This window comes from Anabaena cylindrica UHCC 0172 (genome assembly GCF_034931625.1).
In the GTDB taxonomy this organism is placed as follows: domain Bacteria; phylum Cyanobacteriota; class Cyanobacteriia; order Cyanobacteriales; family Nostocaceae; genus Anabaena; species Anabaena cylindrica_A.
In genome coordinates, this window is record NZ_JAYGGY010000097.1 from 1 (window position 1) to 25,721 (window position 25,721).

The following is a 25,721-nucleotide window of genomic DNA, read 5'->3' on the forward strand; positions in this document are numbered from 1 at the left end:
TTGATTTGGTGAACTGGGATAGCGTACCCTACGGGATCTTGCTACGCGGAGCGTCTCGGAGGGAACTAGCGCTGCTGCAAGCAGTACATCTTTTTTGTGGAGTTCTCTTAATTTGTAATCACGTAAGTTGCTAATTAGGCAAACTGTCAGATATGGCTTACTCTCCCGTAAGAGATACAGGATTTCCAGGATTTAAGGATGAAGTCTGGATGGAGTTTTATCACCAATTACCCATTACCAGACTCAACTAGATAACTAGCAACTTGGGTGGTAAACCAGTATTTTCTTCGCTTAATGCGCGAGGGGGTGGGTGTGAAAAATCCAGTTTCTCAGAAAATGCCTGAAATCATTTCTAGGCAAGGCTTTGCTGGTTTTCTTCTGCCTACACCCTCGCGCACCTTACTGTGTAAGGGTTTCAGCGATTTTTGCTCTTGACACGATTCCTGAAATGGACTATGATGATATCGTCCGCGCAATTGAACCTTGAAAACTACATATATATAGGCTTTCAGCCTCCCGCTATTGCAATTTCCATTACTCCCTATTAGGGATTGAAACTATTTTCCTATTAAGAAAAAAAAGGATAAAGAATTAATTGCAATTTCCATTACTCCCTATTAGGGATTGAAACCTCTAATCTTCCCTCTGCTTATTGGGAGGTATCATTGCAATTTCCATTACTCCCTATTAGGGATTGAAACTAAAGAATTTTATTATAAATATGAGTATATATTTAATTGCAATTTCCATTACTCCCTATTAGGGATTGAAACTTACAAAATATGATGCTACTTTAAAAACTGAAAAGCTTTTAATTGCAATTTCCATTACTCCCTATTAGGGATTGAAACCCCAAATTGAAGAGATTTTGGCTTTAATTGAGGAATTGCAATTTCCATTACTCCCTATTAGGGATTGAAACTTGCCACGTCACACAATGGCTACGAAAAACAAAATATTGCAATTTCCATTACTCCCTATTAGGGATTGAAACATTAATTGCGTATCCATCAGAATCCAATTTTTCAGATTGCAATTTCCATTACTCCCTATTAGGGATTGAAACCTCATCCTTTACCTGCTTGAGCCATTCAACCTTCTGATTGCAATTTCCATTACTCCCTATTAGGGATTGAAACGCCTGCCCTACAGTACCATTTAATTGTGCTTCAAGTTGAGCATTGCAATTTCCATTACTCCCTATTAGGGATTGAAACTAAACTTAGCCAGCCTATCTGCACAAGTTCCAGATTGCAATTTCCATTACTCCCTATTAGGGATTGAAACAGTTAAATCAGGAAGAATAGCTGCATTCAGGAAATTGCAATTTCCATTACTCCCTATTAGGGATTGAAACTTATCCCAACCTTCTAACGTTTTAGCTAAAGATAAAATTGCAATTTCCATTACTCCCTATTAGGGATTGAAACGTCAGAAGACCCTCTTGAATTTCAGACATTTATTGCAATTTCCATTACTCCCTATTAGGGATTGAAACATGATTTAACTCTTCTTTTAATTTATTAAGTGTAATTGCAATTTCCATTACTCCCTATTAGGGATTGAAACCAGGGAGAAGTCATGAAGCGATAAGAATCTAAGCGAAATTGCAATTTCCATTACTCCCTATTAGGGATTGAAACGCGGGGCAAACTTATGCCGCCGCGATGATAATCATCCAGAGATTGCAATTTCCATTACTCCCTATTAGGGATTGAAACTGCAAGTACTACTATTTCAGTTACATCCTGATGAATTGCAATTTCCATTACTCCCTATTAGGGATTGAAACACTTAGCTTGTCGGACTCTCTGGCAGCAATCAGGGAAATTGCAATTTCCATTACTCCCTATTAGGGATTGAAACTATTGCAAGGCACGGATAAAGTAATCATCCATGGTGATATTGCAATTTCCATTACTCCCTATTAGGGATTGAAACATGGTACGGTTTTTGCCCCGTGGCGTTTGTTTATAATTGCAATTTCCATTACTCCCTATTAGGGATTGAAACGTTAAAAAGAGTAAAAGCAGTGCGATTGGTATTTTATTGCAATTTCCATTACTCCCTATTAGGGATTGAAACTTTTGTTTGGTTAGCATCGGTTCGTTTCTGTGTTCCGAATTGCAATTTCCATTACTCCCTATTAGGGATTGAAACATTTTAAATGGGCAAATGCCTGGAAAGTGGGTAAATGATGATTGCAATTTCCATTACTCCCTATTAGGGATTGAAACCCTCCTTCACCTCAAGATGCAGTGAATCTTATAAAAGGTATTGCAATTTCCATTACTCCCTATTAGGGATTGAAACGGCTTTACTAATAGCTGAATTAGCTGTAGCTAAAGATTGCAATTTCCATTACTCCCTATTAGGGATTGAAACACCTGCTGACATTAATCTGGCTAAGGGAGAAACTGAAATATTGCAATTTCCATTACTCCCTATTAGGGATTGAAACGATACATTGCGTCATTCGCTCTCAGGAAGAGCGGGAATTGATTTTTCATAAACCAAAATTATTAATCAGGGAAGATAACCCAGTTTTTTGATATACTCAAAACGGATAATTACTAGACTTTTGTCTGGGAAAAATCTTTGTATATCAATACTCTTAGCGATTTTAAAAGTAAAGTTGCCACCCGGTTTTAGTATAAATCCTGTAAATCCTTTAATCCTGTAAATCCTGATTCAGATAATAATGAAATATTGAGGAATGAAAGGTGATTGAATGCGGGCTTTTGTGACTGGTGGTACAGGATTTGTTGGTTCTCATGTGGTGCGATCGCTCTTAGAGTCAGGATACAAAGTTACAGCCTTGGTGCGATCGCATAGTAATTTAGGTAATTTACACGGTTTAGAGGTAGATTTTGTTAAAAGTGATTTAAATGATCCGCATATCTGGAAACAGATGCAGGATTGTAACTACCTGTTTCATGTTGCTGCCCATTATTCCCTATGGCAAAAAGACCGCGATTTGCTCTATCGTCATAATGTGGAAGGAACGCGCAATCTCTTAGCAGCAGCCCAAAAAGCGGGGATTGAACGCACTGTTTACACCAGTTCCGTCGCGGCTATTGGAGTGGGAAAATCGGGTCAAGTTGTTGATGAAACCCATCAGAGTCCTGTAGAGAAATTGGTGGGAGACTACAAAAAGTCCAAGTTCCTAGCGGAACAAGTAGCAATGGACGCTGCAAAACAAGGTCAAGATATAGTCGTGGTTAATCCTAGTAGTCCCATTGGAACTATGGATATTAAACCGACACCCACAGGAGATATAATCCTGCGGTTTTTACGGCGACAAATGCCGGCTTATGTGGATACAGGTTTGAACTTCATTGACGTGCGAGACGTGGCTAGAGGACACTTGCTGGCTTTAGAAAAAGGTAAAGGAGGCGATCGCTATATCTTAGGACATCAAAATCTCAGCCTCAAACAACTGCTAGAAATACTCTCCGACATCACAGGATTAAAAGCACCGCAAATATCAGTTCCAGCTTTGTTACCTCTAACTGTGGCTTGGATAGAAGAAAAAATTCTCGCACCTTTAGGGAAAACCCCCACAGTTCCCATAGATGGTGTCCGCATGGCACAGCAACCAATGTATTATGATGCTTCCAAGGCCGTCCGCGAACTTGCTCTACCTCAGTCCCCTGTGAGTGTAGCACTCAAGGACGCTGTTGATTGGTTTGTATCTAATGGTTATGTCAAATGAAAAACCTCTCCCCTAACCCCTCTCCTACAAGGAAAGGGGAAATAAGCCCCCTTCCCTAAGATGGAAGGGGGTTGGGGGTTAGGTCTTTGAGTAAGTGGTGTTATCAAGAGAGGAGAATAGTTAAATGGCGATTAATCTACAACAAGCAATTGATATTGGTAAGTATCTAGTAACGCAACGTCTATTAGGACGAAAACGCTTCCCTCTCGTATTGATGTTAGAACCTCTATTTAGATGCAACTTGGCTTGTACAGGTTGTGGAAAAATCCAACATCCTACAGAAATACTCAAACAAAACCTGACTCCAGAACAGTGTTTTGCAGCAGTAGAAGAATGTGGCGCACCTGTAGTTTCTATTCCTGGAGGAGAACCCCTATTACATCCCCAAATTGATGAAATTGTTAAAGGTTTAGTTGAACGCAAGAAATATGTTTACTTGTGTACCAATGGTTTGTTATTAGAAAAGAGTCTCCATAAATTTCAACCTTCTCCTTATCTGAGTTTTAGCGTTCACCTCGATGGAATGCGAGAATGGCATGATAAATGTGTAGACAGAAAAGGCGTTTTTGATACTGCTGTCCAAGCGATTCGCGCCGCCAAAGCTAAAGGTTTTCGTGTCACTACCAACACGACTATTTTTGAAGGTTGTGATGTCCAAGAAATGCAGGAGTTTTTCGACTTTCTAGAAACTCTTGGTACTGATGGAATGATGATTTCTCCTGGTTACGGTTATGAATGGGCCCCAGATCAGGATCATTTTCTGCAAAGAGAACAAACCCGTGCTTTATTCCGAGAAATTCTCACACCTTACACATCTGGAAAGAAGAACTGGAACTTTAATCACAACCCTCTATTTTTAGATTTTCTCATTGGTGAGAAAGACTATGAATGTACTCCTTGGGGTAGTCCTAGTTATAGTGTTTTGGGTTGGCAAAAACCTTGCTATCTCTTGAATGAAGGATACTATACAAGCTTCAAACAGTTATTAGATGAGACTGATTGGAGTCAATATGGACGCGCTAGTGGTAATCCTAAATGTGCTGATTGTATGGTTCATTGTGGTTACGAACCAACCGCAGCAATGGATGCTATGCAACCACAAAATATAGCCCGTTCTTTAGGGACTGTGTTTGGTAGAGGGTAATTTGAAAACTGTCAGAATCAGGATTTACAGGATGTATAGGATTAAGAAGTAATTTACTCACACTGAATCTTGTTTATCCTCACATCTAGTTAATCCTGATTCTGATGATAAAAATGTCTGAATCAGGATTAGCAGGATTCAAAGAATAATTATTACTCCTTTGATTTAGCGACAAAATCAAAAAGTTCTAGGGACAAAATAAAGTTTCCCGTGTATCTCTACCAGTCACAGGATTAGTACCTTTAGCCAGCTTGCACAATTTTTTTTGCTCATCCCCTCGCAGCAGTGCATCAGTGAAATCTGCTCCATCAATAATAGCACCATCGAATTTGGCACTAGCTGCAAATGCTCCTTCTAAAACTGCATTGGTTAAATTGGCTCTAATCAGACGAGCCGAATCCAAGGTAGCATTAGTTAAATCAGCCCCCTCCAAGTTGGCCGATTCTAGATTGGCTGCAAAGAAGCTCACACCACGCAAGTTCGCATGACTGAAATTACTCTGACGCAGATTAGCTTTAGTAAAACTAGAGTCTGTTAAATCACGTCCTGAAAAATCAGCTGCAATCAAGATTTCTTTGTTGTATTCGAGTCCTAAAGCCGTTGGTGCTAAACCTATTAATGCTGTAATGGGAATGATTGCCCAAAGGGATAAACTGAGTATGAGTGATAAAATCCGATACTTAGTATTCATGATATTTTTAATTTAATGCCTAAACATCCACCATCTAATTATCTAGATATCGGTGACTTAGGAGAAGACCTAGTAGCCCAATGGTTACAATCTACAGGTTGGGAAATTCTGCACCGTCGCTTTTCTTCTCGCTGGGGAGAAATTGATATTATTGCCCAGTATCACGATCAAAAAGTAACAGCAGCCCAGAGAAATGGCAATCAACAGGAGATAACACTAGCCTTTGTCGAGGTAAAAACCCGCAGTGCAGGCAATTGGGATGCAGGGGGCAGAACCGCCATCACCCCACAAAAGCAAGCAAAACTCTGTAGCACGGCACAAATATTTTTATCTCAGTATCCTGAAAAGGCTGATTGTTATTGTCGCTTTGATGTAGCTCTTGTTTATTGTCAACGGTTATCAAAAAAGCTTGTTGGGGCTATAGTTACCCCAGAATCCCCAGCGAGTTTATCAATTGCTGGGTATCAGTTAACGCTGCAAGAGTATATTGCCGCAGCTTTTGATAGTGTCAATTTGTAATTAAAAATAGAACAGGTTTACTCACTGTTAAGCCAATGTTTCTGGACAATAGCCCAAACCTCGGACAAATTGTTGACGGAATGCTTCGATTTCTTCTTTTTCCGAGCTACCATGAGATACAATTGCTACTTGGTAGCGGCGCATTACATCCACAGGATACTGTCCTGCTTCCAAGCTCCAAAGTGCCATTTGCACTCTCATAGGTGGTTCATAACTAATTCCTAGTTCATTGAAGAAAGCCCGTAAATCTCCATCTTCCTGGGCTGAAACTGGATCTCTGAGTTTGATTCTCACTACCCAACCATCAATTTGATGAATTACGCTGATGAAGGAAACAGGGGTTTGGGGTCTGTTGTGCAGATGTTGAACTATTCTAAGTGTCAGGCTGGCATTTGCCAGATAGTATAAATATTCCATGATGGTGTTTGGGAGCAAATCCAATCCTACTTCTTTATTTTCGTGAATAAAGTACAGTTCCTGGTAGGGTAAAAGCACCCGTTTTTATATGGGGAGATTTACCCAATTTTGTCAGTTGTCAGTTACGTGGCGTTAAAAATTGTCGTTATGACCAGGGAATAGGGAACAGGGAAGACAATGTGTGTAATTAATTTTGTCCGATTGCTTAGTATCGAACAAACAGCGATCGATGATCCAAAAAATGTTAAATTAATATTTCTGTATTAGTCCAAAATCAGCATAAATGACTCGCTTTATACATGATCAATTTGCAAAACAATATCTAACAGAACTATTAACACCTTACGGACAAGTAGAAACCAGTAAAGATATCACCGCAGAAGTTAGACAAGTTGATATATTGTTTATACCTTCCCCCCAACCAAAACAAAGTCTAGAAACACTGGGATTACTGGGGAAAATGGCGGCAAATTATGCCATATTTGAACCATTCCGTAACCCTGTCAGCAAAAGTGAAATTCGTAGTTGTATGGGTAAATTATTTGACGTTCATGCAGACTTAGAACGGCAAGCAAAACGCAATGATACGCGAATCAATGAATCTGAATTACCCCAACTATGGATTTTTACGCCTACAGCATCAGTAGAAATACTAGAGAGTTGTAATGGTACTCTGGATGAAACAAACTGGGGTAAAGGCATCTATTTTGTACCAAAATTATTTAAAACCGTAATTGTGGCGATTCATCAGCTACCCAGTACACCCGAAACACTGTTTTTGAGGGTTTTAGGAAAAGGGAAAGTACAAAGACAAGCAGTAGAAGAATTAGAAGCACTAGCAAATAATAGTCCGTTCCTTGCGGATATTATACAATTAGTACATAACCTAATTGCTGTGTTATCGGCTCGTCAACGTCAAGAACAAAATATTGATAAAGATGATCAGGAGTTAATTATGAAATTATCGGAAATGTATCAACAACAATTAGAAGAACTTAAAAAACAAGGACTTCAAGAAGGACGACAAGAAGGACGACAAGAAGGACGACAAGAAGGACTTCAAGAAGGACAACGTGAAGGGATAGAAAGAGAACGACGCGCTATGATTGAAAGTATCTTGCAAGTGCGTTTTGGGGCAGTTGATTCACAGTTAGCAACAATTATCAATCCTCTCATTGCTATGAATAGAGAAGAATTTACTCCTTTGCTTCTACAATTATCCCGTGAGGAATTATTAGCTAGATTTGCTTAAAAATACTTTTCCGAGATCCCTAACTTCTTAAAGAAGTCGGGGATCTGATAGCTATTATAAAGTCTGGGTTTTCAACAATATATCAGTTTTATTAGCCTGAAAAATATTTGAAAATATTGTTAATTTATTTAATCATCAACGGTATTAATTTATTTTTAACTTACTCCCAAACAACAGCAAAAAAAGAGCATGAGGGGGTTGACAATGGATTTGAGATTAGTTAGTTTATCCTTGATAAGGAAGAATTATATATAAAAAATGTGATTAAATCTGGTAGGGGTTTAGCATTGCTAAACCCTTATTTTATAAGAGAAAACATGGGAAATTAACGATTTCCAACCAATACACGTGGGTTTTAACTGAGCTTTTAAGGAAATGTCTGACTTAGAGATACAAGGTGTAGATTTAGACCGTTCATTGTCTGGTTATGATTACGAGCTTCCCCCGGAATTAATTGCCCAAAACCCGGCTGTTCCTAGAGATAGTTCTCGTTTATTGGTGATAGATAGTCCTGATACAGGGAAAGAAAAACCAGCACTTAACCACATTTTCAGGGATTTGTTGAATATACTGAAACCTGGTGACTTATTAGTTATGAATAACACTAAAGTTATTCCCGCCAGGTTGTATGGCCACAAGTCTACGGGTGCGGAAGTGGAAGTATTGCTGTTAGAGGAAAGAGAGGATAATTGTTGGTTAGCTTTGGTGAAACCGGGAAAACATTTCAAGTTAGGAACTCAGATTATTTTTGATGGGGATAAAACTCTAGGGACTGAACTGGTAGCTACAGTCATAGACAGGGATGAAGCAACTGGAGGACGGTTGTTGCAGTTTGATGTACCGGAAAATCAATCCTTGGTGCAGGTGTTGGAGAAGTTTGGCGAAATTCCTTTACCGCCTTATATCACTGCTTCTAATTCCACAGATGAACAGTATCAAACGGTGTATGCTCAAGCACAAGGAGCGATCGCAGCACCAACGGCTGGATTACACTTTACACCAGAACTTTTACAAAATTTGCGCGATCGCTCTATTAATCAAGCTTTTGTCACTCTACACGTTGGTGTGGGGACTTTTCGCCCTGTGGAAGTCGATGATGTAACTACTCACCAAATGCATGAAGAATGGATTGAAGTCAGCGCTGCTACAGTTGAGCAAATCCGGGCTACTCAAGCCGCTGGGGGGCGGATTATAGCGGTGGGAACTACGGTAGTCCGTGCTTTAGAAGGTGCGGCTCAATTTGGCGATTTACAGCCTTATGTCGGCAAGGTAAATTTGTTTATCTATCCTGGCTTTCAATGGCGGGTTGTAGAAGGTTTAATTACTAATTTTCACCTGCCTCGTTCTAGTTTGCTGATGCTGGTCAGCGCCTTGATTGGGAGAAAAAGGTTATTGAAAATTTACCAACAAGCGATCGCATCTCAATATCGTTTTTATTCCTTTGGGGATGCCATGCTTATTTTGCCAGAAGGAGTAACGAGTATTGAGTACCGAGTACCGAGTATTGAGTAATAATTACGAATTAAATTGTGGATTTTTGATGTAGTTATGGGTACTCTGATTGTGTCAAGATTTTAATTACAAATATACGGTTACAAGTTATGGCTAAAAAAAATCTACCTACAAAGTGCGTACACAGTTCATTTCCAGCCAATTTTTATAAAAGTTCTGCACAGCGATTAGGACTTTTGTTTGCTGCTTCGGCATTTTTGGTGTTGGGTTTACCGACAATTATTGATTTCCCAGAAAGTAAGCTGTTGGCGCAGAATGTGGTTTCTCAGGATTTGGACGCGGCTATTTTGTATCAATTGGGAGTTACCCGCTATCACCGCAAAGACTTTAAAAGTGCTGAATCTGCCTTTAGACAAGCTTTACAGCGAGATATTAATATTGGGTTAGCACGAAATTATCTAGGTAATATCTTGATGGAGCAAAATCGCCTAGATTTAGCTGTACAAGAATATGGGGAAGCGGTTAAACTTAATCCCAATTTTGGCGAAGCTTATTACAATTTGGGGTTAGCTCTGCAAAAACAGGGACAAAAAGAAGCAGCAATTAGTGCTTACCGTCAAGCCTTGGTAGTTAGTCCGACAATGGCGGCAGCACAGTATAATTTGGGAGTTGTTTTGTATGAACAAGAACAACGAGAAGAAGCAATTGCGGCTTATCAACAAGCGATTAATTTAGATGGTAGCAATGCCAATGCTTATTTTAATTTAGCGATCGCACTCCAACAAGAAGGACAAGTAGAAAATGCGATCGCAGCCTATCGCCAAACCTTAATGCTAAATCCTGAAAATACCGTAGCTTACAACAATTTAGGCAGTCTCTTCGTGATTCAAAATCAACCCTTAGAGGCTATTGCCATTTATCAAAAAGCCATTCGCCAAAATTCCAAAAATGCCTTAGCTTACTACAACTTAGGAGTAACTTTATATAATCAAGGCGATCTCAAGACAGCTAATCAAGCATTTAAACGCTCTCGTCAAGAGTATAGCGAACAAGGAAATACTGAGCAAACCGCAAAAATTGACGAAATGACACAGAAAATTACTGAGTATTTAACACCTAAAAAACCACAAACCACACAAACCACAACCCCCACTCCTAACAACGATGTAATATTACCCGCACCTGAAGAAATAATGCCCGTCAACTCTACTGATATGCCTAACAATGTAGAACAACAGCCAAAAACACCCTAGAAGAAATGAGAGAAACAAGGTATTTATATTGGCAAGCGATTAATATCCTTGTTACAGCCAATAACTACCATTGCTGTACCGCGTTCTAAACGCTTAGTAGGGTCAGGATTAATCTTAAATTTACCATCCTGACTCACTGCCAACAAATTCAAACCATAACGATTACGAAGTTGGATTTCAGCAACAGTTTTACCATGAAATTCATCAGGGACAATCAACTCAACAATACTATGATCTGGGTCGAGGTCAAATCGGTCTAGAATTGATGGTTTAGTGAGTGTTCTAGCTAAAGCACAACCAGCTTCAAACTCTGGAAAAACAACATGATCTGCTCCCACTCGTTTTAATAACTTGCGGTGAACTTCACTAGAAGCTTTGGCAACTACATGAGGCACACCAGCTTCTTTGACATTAAGAGTGGTGATAATACTCTCTTGAATATAGTTACCAATTGCTACAATTACTGTATCAAATTCAAAAATACCAGCTTCTTTAAGTGCCGCAGGTTCAGTTGAATCTAGTTGCACAGCATGGCTAACAATTTCATCAGTTAATGCTTCTGAAACTAGCTTTTCATCAACATCTGTAGCCAAAACTTGATAACCTAAATTATGCAGTGTAGAACAAACAGAACGGCCAAAGCGACCTAATCCAATTACAGCAAATTGGTGGTTATCTTGGCGTAAACTGCGAAAAAACTTTAATGATGAAAGATTCATGATTGGTAATCGGTAATTGGTAATTAATAATTGGTAATTTCCCCCATTTCTTCATCTTTCCAGACTATCCTACGAGTAAATTCTCTTCAGGATAGTGAACTCTGCTCGGACGAGGATCTCCTAATAAAGCTGACATCAATAATAAAACACCAACTCTACCAATATACATTGTGACAATTAAAATTAGTTTTGCTGCTGTGGAAATACCACCCGTGATACCTGTAGACAAACCAACTGTACCAAACGCTGATACCACCTCAAACAAGATTTTAATAAACTCTAATTTAGGATCTGTGAGACTAATTAAAATTGTTGCCCCAATCACAGTAGCTAGAGAACCAAAAACTACGCCGACAGCTTTTAAAATCAGTGATATGGCTATCTTCCGATCATACAATAAAACTTCCTCTTTTCCTTGAAGGATAGATTTTGTACAACTAGTCAGAACTCTTAGCGTTGTTGTTTTTATACCTCCTCCCGTGCCTCCAGGACTTGCACCAATAAACATCATTGCAATGGTAATAAATAAACCAGCATCCGTCATTTGCCCAATATCAATGGTGTTAAATCCAGCAGTTCTAGGAGTAACTGATTGAAACCAAGCCGATAATAATTGGCTAGTAAAACTTAAATTACCAAATGTTCGAGGATTTCTAATTTCTATAGATAAAAAAGCTATTGTTCCCAATACTAAAAGTATTAAAGTTGTACTGGTTGCTACTTTAAAATCAAGAGAAAATATTATAGCATTGGGTTTTTTCAAAATTCTATCACGTAACCAAAGATATATATCTAAAATTACCTGATAACCAATTCCTCCAAAAATAATTAAGCCTGTGATTGTAAAAACTACTAATCCAGAACTTTGATAGCCCATTAAACTGTCTTTAAATAAACTAAAACCTGCATTATTCCAAGCATTGATGCTATGAAATACCGCTAACCAAACTCCTTTATACCAGCCATATTCGGGAACAAAAACTGCCATCAATAAGAATATACCAGTAATTTCAAAAACTAGTGTTGTCGCAATAATTGAACGGATAATTTGTGAACTACCACTCATTCCAGGGCGATCTAAAGCTTGTTGAATTGCTACTTTTTGCCGCAAGTCAAATCTACGTCCAATTAACAAAATCAAAAAGGTCGTAGTTGTCATATACCCCAACCCACCAATTTGAGCCAACATGAGAATAAACAATTGACCCCAAAAGGAAAAATCAGTACCAGTATCAACTACAGCTAAACCAGTTACACAAACTGCGGAAGTTGAGGTAAAAAGTGCTACAATTGGGTCATTCCACATACCATTGCTAGTTGAGAAAGGCATCATTAACAGGATAGTTCCTAGCAGGATGACAGCCATAAATCCCAAGCAGATTGTGCGAGCAACAGTCATAAAGTAATTTACAATTTTCTTCTGGAAGCAAAGTCGTAAGCAAAATCGCCTTATCTAATTAAATACACAGATGGTAGCCTAACAATATGTTTTTTGAAATTCGGCTTTGTCTTCTCTGGTGACTCATGAGTACAACACTTTATCAGCAAATTCAACAATTTTACGATGCTTCCTCTGGTTTGTGGGAACAAATTTGGGGAGAACATATGCATCATGGTTACTATGGTCCCGACGGGAACCAGAGGAAAGACCGCCGTTTAGCCCAAATTGATTTAATCGAAGAACTGCTGAAATGGTCAGGGGTTAAGGGTGCGGAAAATATTCTGGATGTGGGCTGTGGTATTGGTGGCAGTTCTTTATACTTAGCTAACAAGTTTAATGCTAAGTCAACAGGGATTACACTGAGTCCTGTACAAGCGGCTAGAGCGACGGCTAGAGCGAGGGAGGCTAATTTGAGCCAGAGAAGTCAGTTCCTTGTGGCCAATGCTCAAGAAATGCCTTTTGCTGATGATTCTTTTGATTTGGTGTGGTCGCTAGAAAGTGGTGAACATATGCCAAATAAGACTAAGTTTTTGCAAGAGTGCTATCGGGTGTTAAAGCCTGGTGGTACTTTGATTATGGTGACTTGGTGTCATCGACCAATTGATAGAAAACCACTAAATGCAGATGAACAGAAGCATTTAGATGATATTTATCGGGTTTATTGTTTACCTTACGTGATTTCGTTGCCAGAGTATGAAGCGATCGCACGTCAACTACCATTAAACAACATCCGCACCGCCGATTGGTCAACCGCTGTCGCCCCATTTTGGAACATGGTAATTGATTCAGCATTCACTCCCCAAGCAGTATTTGGGTTACTAATTTCTGGTTGGAGTACAATTCAAGGGGCGCTTTCCTTGGGTCTAATGCGTCGGGGTTATGAACGGGGGTTAATTCGGTTTGGCTTATTATGCGGTCATAAATGATAGTAGGAGGCAGGAGGCAGGAGGTAGGAGGCAGGAGGTAGGAGGCAGGAGTCAGGAGTTCAGGAGTTCAGGAGTTCAGGAGTTCAGGAGTTCAGGATTCAGGATTCAGGATTCAGGATTCAGGATTTAAGAGTCTTTTGCTATGTGGCTTGTTTCGTGAATTCTGTACCTCATAGGTGCATACCGCTATAAGCACCTTTTAAAGCCTTGTAGGGGTGGGGTCTCCCCGCCCTTTGTAATCTAGTACTTCTAGTAATTCTTTTGTAGTTTCCACGTAGAGAGTAAAAAATGAATCAATTTTATAAACAGAATTCTCCGATTTCTTCGGTAAACTGGCTTTATGCCTTTTGGAAATTTTCCCGACCGCACACAATTATCGGCACAAGTTTAAGTGTATTGGGTTTATATCTAATTACCCTTGGTGTCACTTCCACCAACTTTTCTAATCCTCATCTCGGTCAAATTTTAGGAACTTGGATTGCTTGTATATCTGGCAATATCTACATTGTTGGTTTAAACCAATTAGAAGATGTGGATATTGACAAAATTAATAAACCTCATTTACCCATAGCATCAGGTGAATTTACTAAAGAACAAGGTAAATTAATTGTCATTATTACCGGAATTTTAGCACTGATTACAGCTTGGTTAAACGGCCCTTATTTATTGGGAATGGTGGCAATTAGTTTGGCAATTGGTACAGCTTATTCTTTACCGCCAATTCGCTTAAAACAGTTTCCCTTTTGGGCTGCACTGTGTATCTTTTCTGTTAGAGGAACAATTGTTAATTTAGGACTATTTTTGCACTTTAATTGGTTATTTCAAAAAAGCCAAAGTATTCCAGGTGCTGTATGGGCGCTGACTGCGTTTATATTAGTGTTTACATTTGCGATCGCTATCTTTAAAGATATCCCTGATATAGAAGGTGATAAACTTTACAACATTACTACATTTACCCTGCAACTGGGACAACAAGCAATATTCAATCTTGCCCTTTGGGTGTTAACTGTTTGTTATGTAGGAATGATTATGGTAGCTGTATTAGGTTTAGCCGAAGTAAATGCCATATTTATATTTATCACCCATATAGTAGCCTTAATTGTCATGTGGTGGCAAAGTAGAAAAGTAGACTTGCAAGATAAAAGTGCGATCGCAAGTTTTTATCAGTTTATCTGGAAACTGTTTTTCATCGAATATCTAATTTTCCCCTTTGCGTGTATTTTGGCTTAAAATCATGTTAGAAACTTTACCAGTTAGTAATATTTTTGCTATATCTTTAGTAATTGTCAGTATTGGGACTCTCATTTATTTTGCCTGGAGAACATTAATTACCTCAAACCTGTTTCAAAAAGGCATCAAGCTTTTTCAAGCCAAAGATTACGAAGGTGCAGAAGCAGCTTTTCGTCAAGTAATTGCCATCAACTCTACTAATGATATGGTGCGATTGTTATTGGGAGATATTTTAAACCACAAAGGCGAAATTGATCAAGCCAAAGAATTATTCAGCGAAGTAATTATTCTTAATCCCAAAAATCCTAATGCTTACCTCCGCTTGGCGAATATTTTGCTACTTCAAAAAAATGAAGAAGAAGCAATAAATAACCTCCAACAAGCCAAAGATTTATTTCAAAAACAGCGCCAACCTCAAAAAGTAGAAACAATAGATAAAATTCTCCAGGAAATAGGAGGTAAAAAGGAAGAGGGAACAGGTAAAAAAGTAACTAATGACTAATCGTAAAGTTTACCTTGTTGGTGCAGGCCCTGGAGACATAGCATATTTAACTGTCCAAGCTTATCGTCTCTTGGCATCTGCCCAGGTATTAGTTTATGATGCTTTAGTAGATTCTCAATTGTTAGATTGTGTACCACCTGATTGTCTGAAATTAGATGTTGGTAAACGTGGTGGTAAACCCAGCACTCCCCAAGCTGAAATTAACAATTTACTAGTTAAGCATTGTCAAGAAGGTAAACAAGTTATTCGGCTGAAATCAGGAGATCCTTTTATTTTTGGCCGTTGTATTTCCGAAATAGAAGCTTTAAAATCTGCTGGTTGTGAATTTGAAGTTATACCAGGAATCTCTTCAGCTTTAGCAGCACCTTTACTTGCCGGAATTCCTCTGACAGATACCGTTCTCAGTCGCTGTTTTGCTGTATTGACAGCACATGAGCCGGATGTTTTGGACTGGGAAGCATTATCAAGATTAGAAACTTTGGTAATTTTGATGGGGGGGAAAAATTTAGCAGAAATCGTTTATCAACTGCTACGCCATAACCAATCCCACTCCACACCAATTGCTATTATCCGTTGGGCAGGAACTCCCAATCAAGAAATCTACATAGGTGAATTAGGCAATATTATAGCACAAACTGGGGGTTTAACTCTCTCCCCAGCAGTAATTGTCATCGGTGAAGTTGTCCGATTACGCAAATATTTATAGTATAATTACTTAACTCAGGTTGGAGCAATCCTGCCTGAGCAAGCCATGTCCTTGATTAATAATTTTAGCGGCTTTCGCCCTGAGAATGTCAAACAAATTGTATATTTGACGGGCAGCAAAGCTCATAAGCAACCATGATATTACCTGAAAACAAATATCTTCTAAATAGCCAAAACTCTTATATTTCAACTATGTCAAGCAATCTTCCTCTTTCAGGTAAAACCATTCTAGTCACACGTTCGGTTGGACAGTCAAGCCAATTTGGCGATCGCTTGTCAGCAGCAGGTGCTACAGTAATTGAAATGCCAGCTTTAGAAATTGGACCCCCTTCCAGCTGGAAAGCTTTAGATCAAGCAATTGTTGATTTATCGACTTTCGACTGGTTAATTCTCACTTCCAGCAACGCTGTAGACTACTTTTTTCAGAGACTTCACACCCAAGGTAAAAATAAAACTACTTTAAAAAAGATTAAAATTGCCGTTGTTGGTGAAAAAACAGCCCAAAGTCTTAAAAAACACAATATCCGACCTAATTTTATTCCTCCTCATTTTATCGCTGACTCCTTAGTGGACAACTTTCCTGAAGACTTAGCAGGTAAAAAGATTTTATTTCCTAGAGTTGAAACCGGGGGTAGAGAACTTTTAGTTAAAGAATTAACCACAAAAGGTGCAGAAGTTATCGAAGTTCCTGCTTATGAATCTTGTTGTCCCCAGAGTATTCCCCCAGCAGCAGAATTAGCTTTGCAAAATCGTACCCTAGATGTAATTACCTTTGCTAGTTCTAAAACTGTGCAGTTTTTCTATTTATTAGCAACTAGTAAATTGACAAATGGGATGACACCTTATTTCGACGAAATTTGCATTGCTTCTATTGGACCACAAACTTCTAAAATTTGCTCTAATTTATTTGGACGTGTCGATATTGAAGCTGAGGAATATACTGTAGATGGTTTAATTAAGGCAATTATAAAATGGTCGAAAGGGTAATTGGGTATTAAGAACTGAGGATTAGAGAAAGACTTTTGCTAATGGCTAATGACAAAACGTTTAATCGGTTTAACTGGTGGTATAGCTACAGGTAAAAGTACAGTGACTAATTATTTAGCTACTGTTTATAATTTACCAATTTTAGATGCAGATATTTATGCTAGAGATGCAGTATCTGTTGGTTCACTTATCATTACACAAATTTCCCAACGTTACGGCCAAGAAATTTTGTTATCAGATGGTAATTTAAATCGTTCTAAACTGGGAGAAATTATTTTTAATCAGCCAGAAGAACGTTATTGGGTAGAAAATTTAATTCATCCTTATGTAAGGAATTGTTTTTCTCAAGCTATTAATGAATCATCTGCAAATACCTTAGTTTTAGTTATTCCTCTGTTATTTGAAGCTGGTTTAGAGAATTTAGTTAATGAAATTTGGGTTGTATTTTGTTCACCAGAACAGCAACAAGAAAGATTAATTCAGCGAAATCATTTAACTACTGAACAAGCTGTAGCTAGAATTAATAGTCAATTATCTATTGCTGAAAAAGCAGCGCGTGCTGATGTGGTTTTAAATAATTCCTCAACTTTAGAATCACTTTTACAACAAATAGATTTGGTGATGAAATCGGTTTATACTCAATAGCAAAAAATCAACAGTTTTAAATCTCAGAAAACAAATTTTTCTGAAATTTGAAAACGTTAAAATCCTTCCAATTAAACCTCGTGAAGGTTGAGAACTGGAATTTTTTAAAAGGGGACAGTACCCCTTAACAGGGGTAGTTACAATCACCAAGCTAGAGCAACTCTTAAAATCGGCACTCCGAGGTCATAACTTTACGCTTCTTCTAAAAAGGGATAGTCGGTGTAGCCCTTTTCTGTGCCGCCGTAAAAGGTACTGCGATCGTAGGGATTTAACGACGCATTCAGAGCAAAACGTTTCACAAGGTCAGGATTGGAAATATAGATGCGACCATAGGCAATTAGATCAGCTTCGCCCTTAGAGATAATTTGTTCGCCAATTTCACGGTTTAATCCACCAGCGGCAATAATTTTGCTCTTAAACAGGGGACGGAAAAAACCAGCAGTGAGGTCGCTACTGAGATTTTCTAGGGTATCTTGGTTCGCATTGAGACGGGGTTCTATGAGGTGCAGGTAGGCTAAGTTAAATTTGTTGAGTTCCTGCACGACATAGCTGAAGAGAGTCTTGGGGTCTGAGTCGCCCATGTCGTTAAAACTGCCGGAAGGAGATAATCGCAAACCAACGCGATCGCTACCCCAGACTTCAATCACGGCTTCCAGAACTTCCATCAAAAAGCGCGATCGATTTTCCACTGAGCCGCCATAGGCATCGGTGCGGTGGTTGGTGCAGTCTTGCAAAAATTGATCAATCAGATAACTATTTGCACCATGTACTTCAACGCCGTCAAAACCTGCTTCGAGGGCATTTTTCGCACCTTGACGATATTGGTCAATCACGCTGGGGATTTCTTCTAATTCAAGAGCGCGGGGTGCGACGTAGGGTTTCATGCCTTCGTAGGTTCCGATTTCTCCTGTTGGGGCGATCGCGCTAGGGGCAACGGGTAATTCACCATTTGGCTGAAAATCAGGATGGGAAATGCGCCCAACGTGCCAGAGTTGCAGAAAAATGCGACCACCTTTGTCGTGAACCGCTTGGGTAACTTTTTTCCAACCAGCAATCTGTTCAGCGGAATGGATGCCGGGGGTAGCGGGATAACCTTGTCCTTGGGGACAGACTTGGGATGCTTCGGAAATAATCAGTCCAGCAGTTGCTCGTTGTGCATAGTAGGTGGCATGGAGTTCGTAGGGAACGTTGCCAGCCGCAGCACGACAGCGGGTTAAAGGAGCCATCACCAAACGATTCGGTAAGGTGTACGTACCAAGTTGTACAGGGGTTAATAATTGCAGCGTGTTATCCATAAAGTCTAACTGGAATCGTTTTTAAGTATCTAAGATAATCTAAACCTCATCTAAGATAAAAACTGTAGTTTTTCTTCATTGGGGTCAAGGTAATTTTTAACCCATAACCTATTTACAAGTAATGAAGAGCCAAAATTGACGCACCCTAAAAGCTGTTATTGAGTCATCTTCTTTCTGGGAAACCAATCATCTAGAATCGCGTAAACAACTGGGACAACAATCAAACTGAGGATAGTAGAAGTCACCAAACCGCCAGCAATAGCCACAGCCATAGGCGATCGCAATTCTGAACCCGCACCAAAACCCAAAGCGATGGGTAACATCCCTAAAAGAGTAGATACAGTGGTCATCATAATTGGTCTGAGTCTGACTGGCCCAGCTTTGAGGATTGCTTCCCTGCGTTCTAAACCTGCTTGGCGTAACTGATTAATGTAATCAACCAAAACAATAGCGTTTTTATTTGCCAGTCCCAGCAAGAACACAAACCCAATTAGCGAAATCATGCCAAAATCACTCTTAGTCAAGAGTAATGCTAACATCGCCCCCACCACAGCCAGTGGTAGAGAAACCCCAATTACCAAAGGATCTACCCAACTTCTAAATAGTAGAATTAACACAACAATGATACACAAAGCCGATAAAATCAAAGTTGAAATAAAACTACCAAAAACCTCGTTTTGTCGGGCAGAATCTCCACCTAAACCTAAAGTGATATCAACAGGTAAAACTCCTTTCGCTTCCGCAACAATTTTATCTGTAGCATCACCCAAAGTTAAACCCTGACCCAAATTAGCACTGATGTATGCTACCCGTTCCTGGTTTAGCCGTTCAATTTGAAAAACCTGATCTGCATTGCCTGTGTCTCCCGTAACTGTGACATCTGCAAATCCTGGGATTTTGGTAATGCGGTCTTTAATAGTCTTAGCAGCTTGATTCAAAGCTTTGAGGTCATTACCGCGAAGTGCTATCTGTAAAGGTTTTTCTCCACCAGTATCCACAAATTGAATATCTTCCACACTGGTAGTCACACCAGGAAGTTTAGGTAAAGTTTGGCGTAATTGATCTTGTAATTCTGCCGTTTTAATTGTGCGATCTTCCTTGAGTTTGACATAGAGAGTTCCTTTATTTGGCTCACCCCCACGAGAACCGACAGTAGTAAAAACTGTTTCCACATCTGGGAATTTTCTCACCTCTGCTTCTAGTTTTTTCGCCACCTCCAGCGAGTCATTGAGAGGATTAGGAATAGGTATTGGTGACTGGGGACTGGGGACTGGGAAGTTATTTCCCCCCTGCTCCCTGCTCCCTGCTCCCCTGCCTTCCGGTATTTTCGGCAGAGGTGCAGTGTAGGTAATGTTAAATTCACCGCGATCTAGTTTGGGGATAAAACCCTTGGGAATAAAGGGAATTATGGCAATACCCGCAATAAAACTGAGTACGGCTAAGGCAATAACTATTTTGCGATGGTTCAAAGACCAAGAGAGTAAATTTCGATAAGCGTCGGTAAAATAAACTCCAATATTTGCAAGACTTACCCAAGAACTCTTGGATACACTCTTGTCTTCGCGTTCTTTGCGGTTCAATTCTCCGTTCTTGGAATTTTTCTGAACAGGTTTGAGCCAATAAATAGATAAAACAGGTGATAAAGTCCGAGCTACCAATGTAGAAGCAATATAGGCAGCAGAAACCGTAATTCCGAACGGCTCAAAAAACTGCCCGACGACTCCACCCATTAAACCAATAGGTAAGAAAACAGCAACAGATGTGGCAGTTGTGGCGACGACAGTTAAGCCAATTTCATCAGTAGCTGAGTAGGCCGCTTCACGGGGACTTTGACCTTCTTCGATGTGCCTTGTGATATTTTCTACATCAATGATGGCATCATCAATGACACTACCAATCACTAAAGCTAAGGCTAACAACGTAATTGTTTCTAGGTTGAAGCCGAAAATCGCCATGACGATAAACGTCGCTAACAACGATGTGGGAATTGCCAATGCAGAAATTAATGTGGCTCGCCAATTCCATAAAAATGGGAAAATTACCACTACTGCCAAGATGATGGCTTCTATCAACGCATCTATGGTTGATTTGGTGGCTTGGCGGATATATTCTGCTTGGGTAGCCGCTAGGGTAAGTTTGACATCTTTTAAGGTAGAACGCAGGTTTTCTACTTCCTGTTCGACTCGATTGACTACTTCTAAGGCGTTAGCATCACCACGCTTGATGACTTGAAATGCGAGTACATCTTGACCATTAAATCTGACTAAATTTGCTCCCCCGGTTAAAGCTGTAGAGGCATTACTGGGATTGAGAGGAGGTGATTTTGGAGCAGCGCCTAATAGTGAAACTTTGAGAACTCCTGGCAATTTTGCGATCGCAGGTAAAATTTTATCATTGGCCAATTTTTGCAAATCACTCAAATTTCCTGACTGACTCTCAATGGCATAACTAATGACTGATGACTCATTCAGGTTTAAAGGAATAATCTGATAATTAGCTCCTTCCGGGAGTTTTAACCCCTTCAGTGCGTTTGTAGTTTCTTGAGTAGATGTTTCTAAATCTGTACCAACTGCAAACAACAGGCTAACAGCACTTTGCCCCGGATAAGTTGAGGAACGGATATTTTCAATTCCTGCCAGGGATTTGAGGCTTTCTTCCAATGGTTTCGTTAACTTGGTTTCTGTATCTAAAGCCGAAGTTAATGGTGCTTGGGCATTTACCACCACCACCGGAAAGGTAATATCTGGAAACAAAGCGTATTTGAGAGAACCGAAAGCGAGAACGCCCGCTACTGTCACCGCTATCCAAAAACATACCGTCAACCACGAAAATTTAATTGCCCATCTGGATATATTAAAAACTTCGCGTGCTGATTTTGAGCTATTAGTCTGTTCCATCTTGGAAAACCAATCATCCTGCCGCTGACACAATCATTTGTCATGCTACATTAATGGCCTACATTTTGGACATTTTTGTAAATGACTATATCCTGCGTTGTGGATGATGGACTCATGGAGTGCGATCGCAATGCCAATAGTAGCGCAGTTGGTCTTACAGTGCAGCTGTTGTCATAATTCTGTCTTTTTTCAGATTCACATCAAGCTTCTCTTCACTCGGCTCACCTACACGGGAACCTACAATAATAAACACAGTTTCCACTTCGGGAGACTTTCTCACCACTAATTCCAGTTTCTTCGCAACATCCAGAGAATCATTTAAAGGAATAGGAATAGGAATTGGATAGGAATTGGAGATGATAAAGCCGGAATCGCCGCAGCCGAAGAGGAATTTTTTTATCCTCTTATGTTCGTTTCTCCTTGTTCCGGTAGCCTTCCTGGTTCTCCTCGTTGTTCTTGTCCTGCTTGCGCCAATAGTCGGGGATCAGGAACACTAGGCAAGGCAGAAGTAGAGACTATATTGAACTCGCCCTGGTCAAGTTTGGGAATAAAGCCTTTGGAAATCAGGGTAATCAAGGCAAAACCACCAACTAACCATAAAACTAGTCAACGGTGGTTTAAAGACCAGGCGAGCAAGTTGTAGTAAATTTGATCAAATTGCACCCCAATTTTACTTTCACGCTGTGGAGAGTTAAATTTTGAGGATTTGAACCAATAACAGGGGATCAAGCCATATGAGGCATAAACGTCTGAGATGGCTTGATTAAAAATCCCCTGCTGGTTAGGCATGGGGAATATCAATGAAAGCTTTCTATCAACGGTTGATTAAGCAGCTAGATTTGCAGCAGCAAATTCCCAGTTAACCAATTGATCCAAATAATTCTTGATGAATGCTGGACGAGCATTTCTGTAGTCGATGTAGTAAGCGTGTTCCCAAACGTCCAAGGTGAGAAGTGCTTTTTTACCATGCGCTAGTGGGTTTTCTGCGTTTGGTGTTTTCATCACCTTCAGCGTACCACCATCATCAACCAACCAAGCCCAACCGCTACCAAACTGAGTTGAAGCCGCAGTAGAAAATTCTTCTTTGAATTTGTCAAAGCTACCAAAATCTTTGTCAATCTTAGCGGCTAGTGCGCCTGTGGGTGCGCCACCACCAGCGGGTTTCAAAGAGTTCCAAAAGAAGGTATGGTTCCAAACTTGAGCAGCGTTGTTGAAGATACCACCTTTAGAGGAGTCTTTGAAAGAAATTTGAATTACTTCTTCGAGGGACTTATCAGCAAGTTCTGTACCATCGGTGAGCTTATTGAGGTTGTTTACATAAGCTTGGTGATGTTTACCATAGTGATATTCAAAGGTTTCACCCTTCATGCCATAAGCTTCTAAAGCGTTAAAGTCGAAGGGTAGTGGAAGTTGTGAAAATGCCATATTTTGAAATCCTCTCTTTACTGTTTTCTAGTTTAAAGCTATTGCCTAAATTTAGAAAACTACAGGTTTTGTATTGATTCAATTTTATATCCTTATATTGGGATATAAAACTTAACTTAGTCATTTTACTACCAAAATGAAACTTCAGTCAAAGTAGTTCGACCAGTAAGTCAAATTTTGCCAAGTTTATGATTTTCAATAGAACGTTCTAATTCTTCATCTGCGGAGCTAATTAGGCGCTATGAGCAGATAACCATAAACCTTTTAGTCTCAAATATACACATTTTTAGTATAGTTGCTTCTACTCAAGGAGAGATTAAAAACAGGTTAATTCTTTAATCTTTTGTAGATACAGCGGTTTCCGCTCTTATGAGGTACATCTTAGCCCCCTCATCGCTTGCGGGGAGGGGGTTGGGTTCTTGTACTTCATAACACCGGGAAGTGGTGTATGCTCTATTTATGTGATGCGGACTAACTATAAATAATTATAATTATTTGCAGGGATTTTATTTCTACCTATTGAGCTAATTACTGAGTTTTTAGCGAGTTAGTTTTATATATAAATTGATATATTTAAAATCTATCTTTAGTTAGATGAATAATTATTTAAATAATTGATAGTATCAAAAAGCTATATTTAATCAATTAGTCTTAAATAAATTATTATCTTTGCATCTTTGCAGTTATAAACGATTTATATTTTGTTGGCAAATAGTTTTCAAAATTAGGGGTTTAGCATTGCTAAACCCACAGATGCAAATTGATAGCTCGTAACCTATTTAATTTGTTCGATTTCAATATCAACAGCCAAGGAGAAAAAATACAAAAGTTACGATTCTGTACAGTGTTTTTGGTAGTAATCAACGATTTGGGTGGCTACTTGCGAAGGGCTGAGTCCATCTGTTTGAACTTCTACTGCATCTGCCGCTTTTTGCAAGGGAGAAATTTTGCGAGTGCTATCTTTGCGATCGCGTTCTGCAATATCTCGTTCCAACTGTTCTAAACTAACTTCAGGTTGACCTTGTTTTGTAAAGTCCTGCTGACGACGACGTGCGCGTTCACCAACAGAAGCAGTTAAAAAGATTTTTATTTCGGCATCGGGGAAGACGTGAGTACCGATATCCCGGCCTTCAGCTACTAAACCACCTCGTTTACCCCAGATTTGTTGTTGTTTGACTAGTGCTTTCCGAACTGCGTTTTGGGCGGAGATGGCTGAAACTTGTGATGTTACCTCAATGGTGCGAATTTCTTGAGTGACATCATTACCATTAATCAACACTTGTACAGGAGATTGCAGGGTTTGACTGGGAGTAAGTTCAATTTTACACTGGTTAGCTAATTCAGCGATCGCACATTCATCATCAATAGCAACACCTTTTTGTAGCACTAGCCAAGTAATAGCCCGGTACATAGCGCCCGTATCTAAATACACTAAACCTAACTGGTTTGCTACTTGGCGAGCCACTGTCGATTTACCAGCACCCGCAGGACCATCAATGGCGATGATCGGTTCCCGTAGCCCGTCATAGACATCGTGCAAGATGGTATTATCAATCAAACGTGTAGAACCAAGACGGGCTGCAATCGCCAGCATTCCTTCCTCCTCAACTTTTGCTAAAAACATCAATGTATTCGGTTCAACCAATTCAATATATTCCACATAGATAGTGCTGACCTTTGCGATTTCTTGCCACACCAATGCTATCAGCTGGCTGCTGTTGCGATCGCCAGCACGAAACGCCGCCTCAGCTTGCCGCAAGCCTTTAAATAACACCGTAGCTTGCTCTTTTTCCGTTGCAGTCAAATATTGATTGCGAGAACTCAAAGCCAAGCCAGAAGATTCCCGCACCGTTGGACAAGCAACAATTTCTATCGGCAAATTTAAATCAGCCACTAGCCGTTTAATAATTGCCAGTTGTTGACCATCTTTTTGACCAAAGTAGGCTCGGTCAGGCTGAACCAAATTGAAAAGCTTGGTGACAATCGTCGCCACACCTTGAAAATGACCAGGCCGATAACTACCACACAAGCTATTTATCATACCAGATGGAGGGATAACTTGTGTAACTGAAGTTTCTTGTGTAATATTCTGAGCAATTCCCATTTCTTCCGGAGTAGGGGCAAAAATCGCATCCACTCCAGCTTGTTCACAAAGTTTTTGGTCTTGCTCTAAAGTACGGGGATAGAGTTGATAATCCTCCTTTGGGCCAAATTGCAAGGGATTAACAAAAATACTGACAATCACCGTAGAATTTTCTTGCCTAGCTCGTTCAATGAGACTGAAATGACCTTGATGCAGACCTCCCATAGTTGGGACTAAACCAACTTCTGTCAAATACCAAGTAGTTTGATCATCAATTAATAGCTCCTCTGGAAGCATCAGATTGCTTTCCGTAGAAGTAAGTCTGGCCGCCTTGCGGCGACGTTGGGTTAAATAACAGCGTAAAGCTGCAACTGTTGTCAGCAGGCGCACAAAATACCCCTAGTTCTTATCTATCCTCTCCCC

The 25,721-nt window shown here is 39.7% G+C and carries 19 protein-coding genes, 1 pseudogene and 1 CRISPR repeat array; of the genes and pseudogenes, 11 read left to right on the top strand and 9 right to left on the bottom strand.

Annotated features, from left to right (window positions below):
• The first annotated feature begins 521 nt into the window (after nucleotides 1-521).
• Nucleotides 522-2,461: direct repeats of the CRISPR family, unit length 37 nt; unit sequence ATTGCAATTTCCATTACTCCCTATTAGGGATTGAAAC.
• Nucleotides 2,462-2,731: 270 nt separating this feature from the next.
• Entirely contained in the window at nucleotides 2,732-3,715 is a 984-nt protein-coding gene (hpnA, locus tag VB713_RS21695) for a hopanoid-associated sugar epimerase (protein WP_323313578.1), read from the top strand.
• A 124-nt stretch (nucleotides 3,716-3,839) separates the two neighbouring features.
• A complete protein-coding gene (gene hpnH / locus VB713_RS21700; RefSeq protein WP_323313579.1) occupies nucleotides 3,840-4,859 on the top strand; it encodes an adenosyl-hopene transferase HpnH in 1,020 nt (339 codons plus the stop codon).
• 187 nt (nucleotides 4,860-5,046) lie between these two features.
• On the opposite strand, the gene VB713_RS21705 is transcribed toward hpnH, so the two are convergent.
• Nucleotides 5,047-5,550, bottom strand: coding sequence for a pentapeptide repeat-containing protein (locus VB713_RS21705; protein ID WP_323313580.1), 504 nt, complete (start codon nucleotides 5,548-5,550; stop codon nucleotides 5,047-5,049).
• Between the two features lie 15 nt (nucleotides 5,551-5,565).
• Between VB713_RS21705 and VB713_RS21710 the strand changes: the two genes are divergently transcribed.
• Nucleotides 5,566-6,069 (top strand): YraN family protein, encoded by a 504-nt coding sequence (locus VB713_RS21710; protein WP_323313581.1) that lies wholly within the window; start codon nucleotides 5,566-5,568, stop codon nucleotides 6,067-6,069.
• A gap of 27 nt (nucleotides 6,070-6,096) precedes the next feature.
• Here the strand turns inward: VB713_RS21710 and VB713_RS21715 are convergent, their stop codons facing one another.
• The gene (locus VB713_RS21715; RefSeq protein ID WP_323313619.1) at nucleotides 6,097-6,486 is read right to left on the bottom strand and encodes a hypothetical protein; all 390 of its coding nucleotides are present in this window, start codon (nucleotides 6,484-6,486) and stop codon (nucleotides 6,097-6,099) included.
• 283 nt (nucleotides 6,487-6,769) lie between these two features.
• Between VB713_RS21715 and VB713_RS21720 the strand changes: the two genes are divergently transcribed.
• The 3 genes from VB713_RS21720 to VB713_RS21730 all read left to right on the top strand — a co-directional run bounded on the left by VB713_RS21720 (nucleotide 6,770) and on the right by VB713_RS21730 (nucleotide 10,443).
• The gene (locus tag VB713_RS21720) at nucleotides 6,770-7,738 is read left to right on the top strand and encodes a hypothetical protein (RefSeq protein ID WP_323313582.1); all 969 of its coding nucleotides are present in this window, start codon (nucleotides 6,770-6,772) and stop codon (nucleotides 7,736-7,738) included.
• A gap of 375 nt (nucleotides 7,739-8,113) precedes the next feature.
• Nucleotides 8,114-9,250, top strand: a complete 1,137-nt coding sequence (queA, locus tag VB713_RS21725) for a tRNA preQ1(34) S-adenosylmethionine ribosyltransferase-isomerase QueA (protein WP_323313583.1) — start codon at nucleotides 8,114-8,116, stop codon at nucleotides 9,248-9,250.
• An 89-nt stretch (nucleotides 9,251-9,339) separates the two neighbouring features.
• Nucleotides 9,340-10,443: a tetratricopeptide repeat protein gene (locus tag VB713_RS21730; protein ID WP_323313584.1), complete on the top strand. Its 1,104-nt coding sequence runs from the start codon at nucleotides 9,340-9,342 to the stop codon at nucleotides 10,441-10,443.
• Nucleotides 10,444-10,466: 23 nt separating this feature from the next.
• On the opposite strand, the gene VB713_RS21735 is transcribed toward VB713_RS21730, so the two are convergent.
• Complete coding sequence (locus VB713_RS21735; protein ID WP_323313585.1) at nucleotides 10,467-11,162, bottom strand: TrkA family potassium uptake protein; 696 nt, start codon at nucleotides 11,160-11,162, stop codon at nucleotides 10,467-10,469.
• Between the two features lie 64 nt (nucleotides 11,163-11,226).
• Nucleotides 11,227-12,561, bottom strand: coding sequence for a TrkH family potassium uptake protein (locus VB713_RS21740; RefSeq protein WP_323313586.1), 1,335 nt, complete (start codon nucleotides 12,559-12,561; stop codon nucleotides 11,227-11,229).
• 125 nt (nucleotides 12,562-12,686) lie between these two features.
• On the opposite strand from VB713_RS21740, the gene VB713_RS21745 reads away from it, so the two are divergent.
• From VB713_RS21745 to coaE, 5 genes and pseudogenes are all read left to right on the top strand, one after another.
• Nucleotides 12,687-13,529: a methyltransferase domain-containing protein gene (locus VB713_RS21745; RefSeq protein WP_323313587.1), complete on the top strand. Its 843-nt coding sequence runs from the start codon at nucleotides 12,687-12,689 to the stop codon at nucleotides 13,527-13,529.
• 288 nt (nucleotides 13,530-13,817) lie between these two features.
• Nucleotides 13,818-14,759, top strand: coding sequence for a homogentisate phytyltransferase (locus VB713_RS21750; protein ID WP_323313588.1), 942 nt, complete (start codon nucleotides 13,818-13,820; stop codon nucleotides 14,757-14,759).
• A gap of 4 nt (nucleotides 14,760-14,763) precedes the next feature.
• Entirely contained in the window at nucleotides 14,764-15,261 is a 498-nt protein-coding gene (locus VB713_RS21755; protein WP_323313589.1) for a tetratricopeptide repeat protein, read from the top strand.
• Nucleotides 15,254-16,953 (top strand): annotated as a pseudogene (cobA, locus tag VB713_RS28310) (uroporphyrinogen-III C-methyltransferase). Before VB713_RS21755 ends, cobA begins: the two are co-directional and overlap by 8 nt.
• Nucleotides 16,954-17,001: 48 nt before the next feature.
• Entirely contained in the window at nucleotides 17,002-17,598 is a 597-nt protein-coding gene (gene coaE / locus VB713_RS21770; RefSeq protein WP_323313591.1) for a dephospho-CoA kinase, read from the top strand.
• A gap of 191 nt (nucleotides 17,599-17,789) precedes the next feature.
• Here the strand turns inward: coaE and VB713_RS21775 are convergent, their stop codons facing one another.
• From VB713_RS21775 to VB713_RS21795, 5 genes are all read right to left on the bottom strand, one after another.
• Nucleotides 17,790-18,893, bottom strand: a complete 1,104-nt coding sequence (locus VB713_RS21775) for an alkene reductase (RefSeq protein ID WP_323313592.1) — start codon at nucleotides 18,891-18,893, stop codon at nucleotides 17,790-17,792.
• 155 nt (nucleotides 18,894-19,048) lie between these two features.
• Entirely contained in the window at nucleotides 19,049-21,790 is a 2,742-nt protein-coding gene (locus VB713_RS21780; RefSeq protein WP_323313593.1) for an efflux RND transporter permease subunit, read from the bottom strand.
• Between the two features lie 396 nt (nucleotides 21,791-22,186).
• Nucleotides 22,187-22,366 (bottom strand): hypothetical protein, encoded by a 180-nt coding sequence (locus VB713_RS21785; RefSeq protein ID WP_323313594.1) that lies wholly within the window; start codon nucleotides 22,364-22,366, stop codon nucleotides 22,187-22,189.
• A gap of 249 nt (nucleotides 22,367-22,615) precedes the next feature.
• Nucleotides 22,616-23,215: a superoxide dismutase gene (locus VB713_RS21790; protein WP_323313595.1), complete on the bottom strand. Its 600-nt coding sequence runs from the start codon at nucleotides 23,213-23,215 to the stop codon at nucleotides 22,616-22,618.
• Between the two features lie 829 nt (nucleotides 23,216-24,044).
• The gene (locus VB713_RS21795; protein ID WP_323313596.1) at nucleotides 24,045-25,688 is read right to left on the bottom strand and encodes a bifunctional pantoate--beta-alanine ligase/(d)CMP kinase; all 1,644 of its coding nucleotides are present in this window, start codon (nucleotides 25,686-25,688) and stop codon (nucleotides 24,045-24,047) included.
• Nucleotides 25,689-25,721: the final 33 nt, after the last annotated feature.